At 46.5% G+C, this 12,300-nt stretch carries 9 protein-coding genes; all 9 read right to left on the bottom strand.

Going from position 1 to position 12,300, the window contains the following annotated elements:
• Positions 1-58: 58 nt before the first annotated feature.
• The gene (locus Q1V85_RS12995) at positions 59-844 is read right to left on the bottom strand and encodes an amidohydrolase (RefSeq protein ID WP_300600585.1); all 786 of its coding nucleotides are present in this window, start codon (positions 842-844) and stop codon (positions 59-61) included.
• Positions 834-1,757 carry an amidohydrolase family protein gene (locus tag Q1V85_RS13000; RefSeq protein WP_300600587.1) on the bottom strand — a complete coding sequence of 308 codons (924 nt, stop codon included), beginning with the start codon at positions 1,755-1,757 and terminating at the stop codon, positions 834-836. The genes Q1V85_RS12995 and Q1V85_RS13000 overlap by 11 nt, the downstream gene beginning before the upstream one ends.
• Positions 1,758-1,785: 28 nt before the next feature.
• Positions 1,786-3,327: a hypothetical protein gene (locus tag Q1V85_RS13005; RefSeq protein ID WP_300600589.1), complete on the bottom strand. Its 1,542-nt coding sequence runs from the start codon at positions 3,325-3,327 to the stop codon at positions 1,786-1,788.
• 277 nt (positions 3,328-3,604) lie between these two features.
• Positions 3,605-5,452: a carbohydrate-binding protein gene (locus Q1V85_RS13010; protein WP_300600591.1), complete on the bottom strand. Its 1,848-nt coding sequence runs from the start codon at positions 5,450-5,452 to the stop codon at positions 3,605-3,607.
• A gap of 144 nt (positions 5,453-5,596) precedes the next feature.
• Positions 5,597-6,577 carry an amidohydrolase family protein gene (locus tag Q1V85_RS13015; protein WP_300600592.1) on the bottom strand — a complete coding sequence of 327 codons (981 nt, stop codon included), beginning with the start codon at positions 6,575-6,577 and terminating at the stop codon, positions 5,597-5,599.
• A 20-nt stretch (positions 6,578-6,597) separates the two neighbouring features.
• Complete coding sequence (locus Q1V85_RS13020) at positions 6,598-7,950, bottom strand: DegT/DnrJ/EryC1/StrS family aminotransferase (RefSeq protein ID WP_300600594.1); 1,353 nt, start codon at positions 7,948-7,950, stop codon at positions 6,598-6,600.
• An 18-nt stretch (positions 7,951-7,968) separates the two neighbouring features.
• Positions 7,969-9,225, bottom strand: a complete 1,257-nt coding sequence (locus tag Q1V85_RS13025; RefSeq protein ID WP_300600596.1) for a sugar MFS transporter — start codon at positions 9,223-9,225, stop codon at positions 7,969-7,971.
• 120 nt (positions 9,226-9,345) lie between these two features.
• Entirely contained in the window at positions 9,346-10,173 is an 828-nt protein-coding gene (locus Q1V85_RS13030) for an N-acetylmuramic acid 6-phosphate etherase (protein WP_300600598.1), read from the bottom strand.
• A gap of 109 nt (positions 10,174-10,282) precedes the next feature.
• Positions 10,283-12,163, bottom strand: coding sequence for a family 20 glycosylhydrolase (locus Q1V85_RS13035; RefSeq protein ID WP_300600600.1), 1,881 nt, complete (start codon positions 12,161-12,163; stop codon positions 10,283-10,285).
• Positions 12,164-12,300 lie beyond the last annotated feature (137 nt).

Raw genomic sequence — 12,300 nt, forward strand, 5'->3', positions numbered from 1 at the left:
CGGACAATCTGTGGGAAGAAATAACGTCCGGACGCTAAGCGTTTTTTATAATGGCTGCTTACCATCCGAACCACTTTTTTATATTGCCTGAACGCAACTGCTCTTTTGTTTTTTCGTCCGCTTCCGTTTTTCTGAGCGATTCAATGCGCAGCAGGCCGGAAAAGTAATCCAGGATGGGAGCGTGGGTTCCAAAACAAAATGTACCGGTTCCAAACTGTTTAAATAAATCAGTCCAGTTTGAAATATTCCTTCCGGAGGTATCGAGCAGCAGATCGGCCTTTTTGAAAAGATCCGTATCCTCCGCATTAAGCGCCGTGCTGTTTGCTACGTTTACCACCAGGTATTTTGCATCCGGAACGGCTTTTATAATGGGGGCGATGTCTTTTAATGTCCATTCTTTATCAATGTCCATCCAGGAACTGGTCCGGCTGTCGACCATCCTGAGACAAAAGGCAACGGGTATGCCTTTGTCCCGGCACATTTTTACCAGTTCTATACAGGCGTCGGCCGCTATGTCATAGCCATGATACTGGGGATAGAGCCGTACTCCTTTCATGCTCATCGTGGTGGTACATGCCTTAAAGTCATCGCGCCAGCCAGCATATGCCGGGTTGATGACGGCGAAAGGGATGAACCGGTCTTGATAGATTTTTTTACTGCGAAGGGCCTCCTGCAGTTCCTCATTGGCATGCTGGGTATTCTTATAAAAGATGCCATTCAGGTTGCTGATGACGGAAACATCGGTGCCAAATTCCTTCATCCTGCCCAGAAGGGTTTCAGGCGTATTGTATTCTAATTTAAGGAACGGCCAGTGGCCGATATAGGCGTTGCTGTCAATTAACATGGATCCCTGCTTTTTTTAACCGGTTTGCAATATTTTCAAAAAAGATCTTTCTTCGCTGTGTATCGGTGAGGTTGGCAGAAAAGAGCTGGCCTACACTCTGGTAATAACTATAATCACAGCCAAATACCAGCCGGTCTTCCCCCACAGATTTCAACGCAAAGTCAACCATACCGGCGGCATTGTTGCTGCCGGATATTTCGATAAATACATTGGGCACCTCTTTCAAAGCCTTACAGGCATACTCCCAGTCGAGACCGCCACCGATATGCGCAAACTGGAACAGGGCTTCCGGGTATCTTTTTGCGATGCTTACAAAATCTTCGGGAAGAGAAATGTTCTTTGGCTCATTTGGATTTAGCTTTACACGGGAATGGCCGATGGGGGAGTGCATCATAATGTTCCAATGCAGGCCGATGCATTTTTCAATGACCGGGTAATAAAGCGGGTCATTAATTTTTACCTGGTTGTAAAGCTCACCAAGCCCTGTCATGCCTGCGTCTCTGCAACGGTCGATCTCTTCAAGTGATTCTTTTTGAAAAGCAGGATTCAGTGCTACAGTGCCGATAAACCGGCCGGGATGCTCCTTCATGCATTTGATGATAAAATCATTTTTAGACCGGAAGTCATCGGGTGTTCCTGCACTAAAGGGCCGGAGGAAGTTGGAGATCATTAGTTTTTCAATACCCAGCCGGTCTGCAAAATCTAAATTGACCGATGTTTTGTACTGGTTTTCATCGGCATGGGCATGCGCATCAATCTTCCGGTATTTCAACACTTCCTGCATGAAATTCCGCTTTGGTTTGCCGGTATCAAAAGGTTGTTCTTTTTCATGCGTGGCGCCCGCCAGGAGGCTGCTGAGCATAAAGCCCGCACCGGAGGTGACCGTATTTGTTACAAATTTTCTGCGATTCATTTTCAATATATAGCAATAATTGATGAATTTATTGGTGCGTTACAATTCCTGACGCATTCAGGTTTTGCCGTTTGCCGGTACTTAACAACGGAAGCTCCACCATATCCGATAAGAAAGAAAAGCGATTAATGGATTTTTTTGCTGTGCCGGAGGAAAGACCTGAATAATACTGTGCCATGAACAATTTTGCTTCTGCTTCGTTTGTATTTGACAATTCGAAAATATTTCTGAAAATGGTATGCAGGGTTGGATCGAAGGCTCCCCAAACGACGTAACCTCCATCGGGTATAGATGACGTTAGCCCATAGGGAGGGTAGCCGGCAAATTGCCTTCCTGTCTGATTTGCATACGCTACGCGGTACCATCCATTATCCCCGCTCCACAAATTAGAAAACAACGGGAAGCGAAGATTACCATTCCAGAGCTTTTCAACAATCTGGTTGGCATAAGCCTTACGGATGGCTACCGGGTCAAAAGCAGGATTGCTGTAGCCCCAGACCTTTTTTATATTTCCCTGGTTCCTTACGAATGTTTCGAGAGCAGGAACCAGTCTCCTGGCATGACTAATATCCCATCCTGCATCCCGGGCAAGATAGGCGCTATCCCAGGGAACGGCTGTTTTCATTTGCCATCCTCCTTTGTTATCCGGCTCCCAACTTACCGGAGGCAGCGTGTCTGTATAGCAGGCATACCGGTTGTCAAAATGATACTTCCAAAACCCTCTGTCTATTTCAGCTCTTGTACCATTGCGCGATTTGGATCGGAAACTCCGGGCTAAGAACAGGTCGAATATTTTGTGAATAGTATCTTTTTTATTTTGCAAGGATTCAAAAGCGGTTATTCCGTCTTCGGTGGCGGCCTGAACTCCCCATTGGTGTAATTCAGACAAATCCGAAAGCACGGTCAGGTACCAAAGATCCAGGTCTGTAAAATAATAGGCCGATTTTTTGTCTTTTACATCAGTAACCGTTGCCTGAAGTCTCTTGTCAAGGGAGGAAAAATAGCCGGATGTGAGCCAGCGATCCAGCTGGACGGCCATGGTATTAAAAGCTGCTTTTACAAAGGTTTTCAGTTCTGTTGTTTGCTGGGGGGCAGGGATGTTTTCAGATATGCTGGTAGCAAGCGCTCCTAACAGGCCCAGGAACTGTACACTGCAAAGCGGTACTTCTTTGCCAATAAAACCGTAGGCTGTGCAGATTTTTCCACCCGAACAGATCCAGCCGCTGCTATTATTACTTCCGGGTATCGGCTTTAATGCGGAGAAGACGGGCATTAAAAGGTCTGCGATTTCAGCAATCTGCCCTACATCCTTACATCTTCGTGTCATCTCTACAAAAGCCTGTAATCCTCCAATCTGTACATCGTATAAAACGTAAACGTCTCCATCTCCAAACAGTCTTTTTTGAATTTCCGTATTATAATAGCTGCGGAACTGGCTTTTCCATGCTTCTATGACCTGATCATGAATGGCTCCCTTTTTTGAAAAGACGGCCTCTTGCTGCGATAACGCCGGCAGCGCAAATGCAAATGAAAGCATGAACGCAACAAGGGGAGTGATTAATTTATTCATTTTTGCATTTTTCTTCATTTGGACCTGCACCAGCTTCGAATAGCTTTTCTTTGGTTTTGAATGGGGAAACAAATGATTAAACGCGCTGCCGGTCTGCCGGCTATTGCATGACTATACGTCATTGATATGCTCCCTGTGAATCGCACCGGATTGCTGGTTTGCATATGGTTGTTGAAACACCTAACCCGGTACTTCCTGCTGTGCAAAAAGAACCGGGTTGCCGATAACGATGATGCGCGGTATATGAAACGCTATTTTCTTCATGGCATAAGCGCTGTTATTTTACAGGTACCAATCTCAATTCCCTTACATCAAACATGGAACCCGTTTCTGCCGCCGCTCCAGATTTTAATACTAGGGTTGTGGTACCCGCCGGCAATTGCAGGGTGCCTATTTTTTTAGTGCGGTAGGTATACCAGGAACCGGTTTTATCTACTTTACCTCTTAGCTGTTTATTCCCTGCTGTCAGTTCAAACGATTTGCCCGCAATGCTATCTGAAACGGACCATTCGAGCAACACATCATATCTTCCCGGTTTTGTAATGTCTACCTTCCAGGTGGCTTTGTCTTTTGCATCAAACCAGCCAAATGCTTTCCACTCCGGCATATATTTAATACGGCTGCCTTCGGCACCGGCCAGCCATGAGGACAGGCGATAAGAACCATCGGCCTCTTTTTGAACAGCCTCAAGGTGATTGGTAACGGGTCGTTTGTCTTTAAACGCAGCGGGGACTGATGCGCTAACGGCATTGATGATCATATCTTCTACTTCGGGAACAAAGGGCGAGGGCTTGTTGTACCAATACATGCTGCCTTCGGCTTCGTACCCGCCTTCACCGATAACACGGCGTGACGCGATATAGGAAGGTACGTCGTTGGCGTAGGCATTTACCCAAAGCCGCTCCGCACCATAAAGGTCTTTAAGCCTCAGGGAATAATCGACCACTACTTCACCTGCGAGGTTTACCATGGCCATTTTGTTGTCGAAGTTCCATACCTGGAAGGGATAGTCAACCACGGGGGAAATGGTTTCCCCTCTTTCCAGCCGTTCAAGGGCCAGGCGCGCATAGTAGCCTTTAACGGATTCATCTTTTGTCCACTCAACCAGTTCGGCTGCGGAAGGCACTTTCGAGAAGGGAAGTTTAATCCATTGCAGGGTTCCTGAAGGTGGGGTAAGAATGGGCTGCAACTGCGCCGTTAACAGCTTGTCGATATTGTCCGCAATTTCTTTGCCATGCTGCTGCATATTTTCCCTGCTTCCGCGTGGTGAAGGGTTGGCATCTCCGGCGCAGCCCAATGCAATGAGCGCGGTTGTGCCCGGATGCCGGGCTTCTATCACCCGGTGCGCCTCCGCGATCCAGTCGCCATGGATCTGGTGCTCTTCACCGCCCAGGGTGGTACCATGACAGGCATAATTCAGAAAAACCGCTTTTAATGCACCATTGGGCGCTGTTATTTTCAGGATGGGAAGTGCCAGATCAACGGGGCCATCCTTTGTACGCCTGTTACTTGCAAACTGCGCCTGTCCCTGTCCCCACGATACAAGGGAAGGTTGACGGTTGTTCAGTGCAGCTACCGCGAGGTCTTTTAGTTTTTGCGTAAGCTGTTCCGTGTATTGGGTGATCTCGATGAGTTGTTTTAAGGCCAGCAGTGAGTCGGTAAAGCGCCCGTTCCGGTATTGGAGGATATTGATCAGGTTGCCTACTTCAGGACCCCCATGCGTATGCGATGCATAAATGGCAACCTGGGCGGGATTGATTCCTTTTTCCTTTGCCAGGAAATCGGTTACGTTTTTTGTAATGCGCCAGGGAATGCCTACCAGGTCTACCGTGATCAGCAGGGTAGGATGCTGCTCATCACTGCCCAGGGCAAGTGCCTTGGCGGCGATGGGTTGTAATACGCTGTCGGCATCCGTACTGAGCCGCGCCGCATAACCCGCCATGCGAATGGGGGTTTGCGGGGTGATATCGGCACTGGCCACACCCGCAGCGATGGTTGCCTGGTTACCGGCTTTCTGTTGGGAGAAGGCAGCTGTTCCCGACAATAGTATCCCTGCCAATGCGAGCGTTGTATATAGTACAGGCGCTTTTTTAGAAATAAAAAAACAGGTTCTTGCAGACCTCATGCGAATGTTGTTAAATAAATTTTGCATCTTTTATAAAAACTTTTTAAGCCACAGGCATACAGCCATTCTGTTACTGCCCGGCACTTTTGTGGCCATGTTGTACGCTGGTTACTTATAATATGTTATTGATACCAATCAGGCCATTTATAATTTTAATTTGAATAATTTATTGGCATTATCAAAAAACATTTTCCGTTCGGCGTTTTTATCCGGCGAAAGTTTTTTGATAACCTCGATGTCCTGCCAGCCTGTACAGGCTTTTCCGGTTCCGGCGGTATCGGAACAATCGCTGCCATAGAGCAGTTTATCCTGGTGGCGTTTTAAAAACGATCGTGCAAAATCTTCATCACGTGTTAATGCCGCGAGACCCGATCCTGCAGAAAGATCACCATAAACGTTATCATATTTTGTAAGCAGCAGATCCGTCATCCCACCGGGCGTAACCTTCCCGGTGGGGTAGAGTACATTCTGATTGCTATGATTTTTATCAATATTGGCCCACCAGGTTTGTGCGTGCCCGATAAAGTTTACCTTTTTATACTTGCGCAGCATATTGTGTAACCGCTCAAATCCCCAGTTGTACATTTTATATTGAAAGTGAATCAATACGGGTACATCATATTCCTGTGCCAATTTGTAAATGGCCTGCATCTCCTTTGAATCGCAGTCAATATTAAATTTTAGCTCACCGATGACACAGGCACCCAGTTGTAAATATTTTTCAATTTCTTTTACAGCGCCCGGGGCATCGGGTACTTCATTGGCGCCGAAAAAATAGGTGCCTTTATACTTTTGGGCCAGTTGATAGCAAGCCTCATTGGGCGTGGCCTTTGCCTGCAAACCATTTGAAACGCCGTAATGCGTAGAACCCATGCTAACGGGATGGCCGGAGGGAAGGAGGATAGTATGGCTGACGCCCATTGTTTTTTGATGGGCCAATAGTTCCTCGTCGCTCCGGTCTGCATAATTGGTGTGTTGATGAATATCTATGATTTTTTCACCTGCATCGCTTTTAAAGGCCTGTTGCCACAGATCACCCTTTACCGAAGCCATGGTGAAAAGACCGGCACCTAATACCGATGATCGCTTTATAAATTCCCTTCTGTTTGATTTCTCTTTTGCCATAATTGCAGCGATTGAACGGATCAGGAAAGACTGTTTCTGTTGTTGTATACTTTTTCCAGCGCATTAATGATATCGTCCATGTCTGCTTTTGTTCCCAGCAAAATAGCGCAGGCGCTGATTACAACAACGCTTTCGGTAACGCGGTCGCAGGACGGCAATACCAGGCTGTCTTTGAAAAGCTGTAGCTGCTGTTTGGAGTAGCTTTTCTTATAACTGCTTAGTTCTAAAATGTTGGTTGCCCACAAATCATGCTGCATACCTTTTATATAGCCGGCTGCCGGTATGCCTTCTGCATTCAGGGCTTTTAGAAATACCTGGCGATCCAGGTTGTTATAGAACTTTTTGTCGTAAGTAAATGCATACAGGTAGTAGCCGGAACTATTGGTGCCTTCATACTGGAGTTGCGGCGTCAGGCCCGGGATCTTTTTTATTTTACTGCTGAGGTAGTTCGCGTTTTCATTGCGTTTTTCAAAGCGTTCAACGGCTTTGTCGAGTTGCGACAGGAGAATGCTGCCTTCAAATTCATTCATCCGTAACTTTTGCCCGATGGTCGTATTCTGCCCTTTTTTATTGGTGCCATGATTTTGGATGGTATATACTTTATCCATCAGCGCATCATCATTACCAATAACGGCACCACCTTCACCGGCGGCTATTTGTTTGCTGCCCTGAAAGCTAAAGCACCCCAGCTGGCCGATGGTGCCTAATTGCCGGCCTTTATATTTGGCGAAGTTTGCCTGGCAGGCGTCTTCAATTACGGGGATATTGTGTTTATTGGCTACGGCCATGATGGCATCCATATTGCATGCGGAGCCCATTATGTGCACCGGCATGATCGCTTTTGTATTTGGTGTGATCTTTTGCGCAATGGCGGCGGCATCAATCTGGTAGCTCCGGTAGTCAAGGTCTGCAAATATTGGAAGAGCCCGGGACGCCAGTATCGCGGAAATGGTACCAAAATCGGTATAGGAGGAGGTGATGACCTCATCTCCGGGCTGTATATTCAGCGCGTCTACACAAACACCCAGCGCCTGTGTTCCCGATCCGGTTCCCACGCAGTATTTTGCACCGGTAAGCGCCGCGTATTTTTTTTCAAAGGTGGCCACGGTGCCATTCACCGGGTTACTGATCCGGCTCCAGGCGCCGCTTTTTGTAGTGGCGGTGATATTGGCCACCATATTATCGTCAACGATCATGGCGGGCCACTGCGGCCAGGGCTGTGTTCTTACCGGTGCTCCGCCGCGGATCGCCAGCTTCGAGGCGCTGTTTTTTACAGATCCCCCGGCCGATACAACGGCGGGTATGGACAGTGCTGCCGAGCTGGCAGATAATACAGAAATAAATTTTCTGCGGGAGTATTGTTTTTTGTTCATGGCAAGTTGTTTTCTATATTATTGTGTGCGTATTTTATAACCCCGGAGGGAATAGTAAAGGATCATTAAATAACAGGGCGCTACAATCCAGTAGGCTTTTTGAGGGTTGGAGATATCTGCAAAATGCCCGTAAGCCAGCGGCAATAAGGCCCCGCCGCAAATGCTCATAATAAGCAGTGAAGAACCGATTTTAGTAAACCGCCCCAGGTTTGAAATGGCCAATGGCCATATGGCCGGCCACATCAGCGCATTTGCCAGGCCCAGTAATGCAATAAAGAGCACGGAAAGATAACCGGAGGTAAATAAGGCGCAAAGCAAGAAGACAATTCCGGCTAACGCAGAGTATTGCAGCGCTTTTTCCTGCGAAAGAAATTTGGGCATGCTGATGATGCCGATTAAATAGCCGATAAGCATGGCCGTTAACGTCATACTGGTGAAAAATTTTGCGGTTACCATGGGAATGCCCTGGTAAGAACCGTAGTCGATGATGGTATTACCCGAAATGACTTCTACTCCAACATAAAGAAACAGCGTGAATGCCCCAATTAAAAGATGGGGAAACTGGAAGATGGACTTTTTATTGGCAGCAATTGTGTTATCGGTTGCTTCCTTTTCATCCTCAACCTCCGGCAGGCCGGAATAATGCACCAGCAATGCCAGTATCAAAAGAATGATGGCCATTATAATATAGGGGAGGATCACCCGGTGGGCCAGCGCATTTAACTCCGCTATTTTCGCTACCGGGTTTAATTGCTCAATATTTTTGCTGATGGCATCCGTGTCGTTTAGAATCACTGAACCCAGGATGATGGGTGCTATAATGCCAGCTACACCGTTGCATATTCCCATAATGCTGATGCGTTTAGCTGCCGTTTTTTGGGGACCTAAAATGGTTACATACGGATTGGATGCAGTTTGCAGAATCGAAAGCCCGGCGCCCTGAACAAATAATCCGGTTAAAAACACGGAATAGGTGCGGGATAACGCGGCAGGAATAAAAATGAGGGAGCCAACAGACATAATGATCAGCCCCAGCGAAATCCCCTTTTTAAAACCGGTCTTTTTTAATATCCATCCGCCGGGAAGTGCCATTACAAAATAGGAGATATAGAGCGCAAACGCCACCATATAGGCTTGTGAATTGTTCAGCTCGCAGGCTAATTTTAAATAGGGGATCAATACGGAGCTCAGCCAGGTTACAAAGCCGAATACCGAAAACAGCAGACCGATGATGATCAGCGATTTTTTTATCGATTGTGGTTCAGCTGGAGCCATCGTTATCGTTTGCCTGGACATATTTTGTAAATTATCGGTTGTGTTTGTTGATCTTTTCAGGATAGAAGCACCGCGCAATTATGGCCTCGATGGCGGATCTTCAGGATGGTAAAATATTTATTAAGCGGAATAATTATCAGCGTTTAATGACCTCAGGGCATTCTGTACACTGCCGTTCTGAAATAATAGCGCTTTGGCTGTGTCATAGCTGTCTATATTACCCAATCGCATGAGCATTTTTGTAGCCCTGTCGGTAATTTTATGATTGATGAGTTTTACGTTTACCATTTGATTATCGATAATACGGCCCAGGCGTACCATGGTGGTGGTGCTGATCATGTCGAAGATCATTTTGTGGGCCGTAGCACATTTCATGCGGGTGCTGCCCGTTATAAATTCCGGTCCGGTGATCACTTCAATTGGATAAATGGCCTGTGCGGCAATCGGACTATCCGGATTGCTTACGATACACCCGGTATCAATATTTTCTTCTCTGCATTTGGTAAGCGCTGCCAGCACAAACGGGGTGGTACCACTTGCAGAGATGCCTACAACAATGTCATGTTCGTTCACACCCTTTTCTGTCAGTTTTTGCCAGGCCTCATTTTTGTCGTCTTCCATTTCTTCACGGGCTTCCACCAAACGGTCTACACCTCCGGCAAGGATCACCTGGAATAAGTCGGGGGCAACACCATAAGTAGTAGGAAGCTCAATCACATCTAAAACAGACAGGCGGCCACTGCTGCCGGCACCTACATAGAACAGCCTTCCGCCATTGGTTATTTTTTCTACGATCACTTCTATCAACGTGTTAATCCGGGGCAACTCCTTTTCAATGGCAGGGGCTACGCTCTTATCTTCCGCATTGATAAATCGGGTTAGTTCTTCAATTGTCTTTTTCTCAAGGTCTCTGTAGTTGGATGGCTGTTCTGTTATTTTGTTCTGCATGAAAAATCGTTTTTATGGGTGAGGTGTGCGGTTTTTGTGCGTTAATTTATTGCGAATATACGCAAATACTAAATTTGAATTCTTTTTTGCGGGTTTTTATTCAGGTAAATTACCGGGGAACCAGGGGCGACTGCCGGGTATTGATATAGGTGGTTTTGCTGATAGCGCTCCGCCTGCCAGATGCTGTAACAACGATCGTCTTTAAGATTCTTTTTTCCCCGTCCGGAACTTTTATCATGATGGGCTTTTCGTACTGGTAATCGGTTTCCCTGGGATCCATATTATCCAGGGTATAAAATATACGCGCTCCTTTTACAGTCGGCTTTAAACTCACTGTAAAGCTTTTTCCCTGAAATACACGGTCGTCTTCTGCGCCGATGGCCATCGGAACAAAAAAATGCGTATCATTTTTTTGGTCAATGGCCCATAAATGCAGCGGCAGGCGGTCTTCAAGGAATGGTTTGTATTGTTTTTGAGCCATGGGAGTCCAGCAGCCCTCTGCAAACGCCAGCATCCTGGGCAGGATCATATATTCTACTTTTGCCGGTGTGGGCATGTACTCGGTCCATACGCAGGCTTCAGCACCCATGATGTATTTTTTCTGTTCAGCAGTTAATGCATCGGAAGCGGGGTTGTAGTTGTATACCTTGCTTAAGGGATTAAAGCCCGGAAACCCAAGCGGTTCCTGTTCCGGCTTTGCCTGGTAATGATCAAAATAAATATAGTCATTAGGAGCCATAATCACCTGGTGATTTTGCTGTGCTGCGGCAATGCCTCCTTTTTCACCCCGCCAGCTCATTACGATGGCATTGGGTGCCAGCCCACCTTCCAGGATCTCATCCCAGCCGATGATGGAGCGCCCCTTGCTGTTTACAAATTTTTCGATGCGCTGTATAAAATAGCTTTGCAATTCGTGCTCGTCTTTGAGATGATGGTCTTTAATGCGCTGCTGACAATATTTGCAGGTTTTCCAGCGGGTTTTGGGCACTTCATCACCACCAATATGAATGTATTTTGAGGGGAAAAGCGCCATGACTTCGGTCAGCACATTTTCAAGAAAGGTGAATGTTGATTCCTTGCCGGCACAAAATACGTCCTCATAAATCCCCCAGCTTTCGATTGTTTTAAACGGACCGGGATGGTCTCCGCAGGCCAGTTCAGGATATGCTACCAGCGCTGATATACAGTGACCGGGCATCTCTATCTCCGGAATAATGGTGATATACCGGTCTGCCGCATACTGAATCAATGCTTTCACCTGCTGCTGGCTGTAAAAACCACCATGCGGTATACTGTCGTATCCCATCGGAACATCCTGGGCACTCCCCAGCAGCGTTTGTGCACGCCATGCGCCCTCTTTGGTGAGTTTGGGATATTTTTTTATTTCAAGACGCCAGCCCTGGTCTTCCGTTAAATGCCAGTGAAACGTATTCAATTTGTATTGCGCCATCAGGTCAATAAATTTCTTAAGAAACTCGAAAGGAAACATATGCAGGGCTACGTCGATATGCATGCCCCGGTATCCGAATCTTGGCGTGTCTTTAACAATGCCCGCGGGGATATCGATGTCGTTACTGCCGGTAAATTTCGATAGCTGTATCAGGCTCTGTAAGGCATAAAAGATTCCGGCGCCATTGCCCTTTAATACGATGTTTTTGGCGCTGATCGCTATTTCATAACTTTCTGATGGCTCCGTTTGACTATTAATAATAATGGCATTGCTGTTCTGAAGCGCACGATCCGGATTACCTCCCTTTTTCACGGGCAGGTTAAGGCCTTTTGCCTGGATGAGGAATGCATGATAAAGCTCCGCCATCCGTTTGGCTTCTTCCGAATCATAGATAAGAGCCGTTTGACTATTTACTGAAAAATGTCCCTCAGTAGCCGTTACCGAAGCCGGGTAAGGAATAATAGCTGAAAATTGGCTGGTTTGCGATTTTGTGGTAATTGCTAAAACTAAGAGCAGGACAACAGAAAATAGCTTGTTCATAATCCATTTGAGGTTCAAGATTTTCAAATTTTATATACGGCAGCGCGAATTTGCGTTTTGTATGCGGTTTTGTGAAATAAAAATACGCAAAAAGTACTCATAATGTCAAATTATTTTTTATATTCGTTTTTGAAAGG

This window comes from Niabella sp. (assembly GCF_030150205.1).
Classification (GTDB): Bacteria; Bacteroidota; Bacteroidia; order Chitinophagales; family Chitinophagaceae; genus Niabella.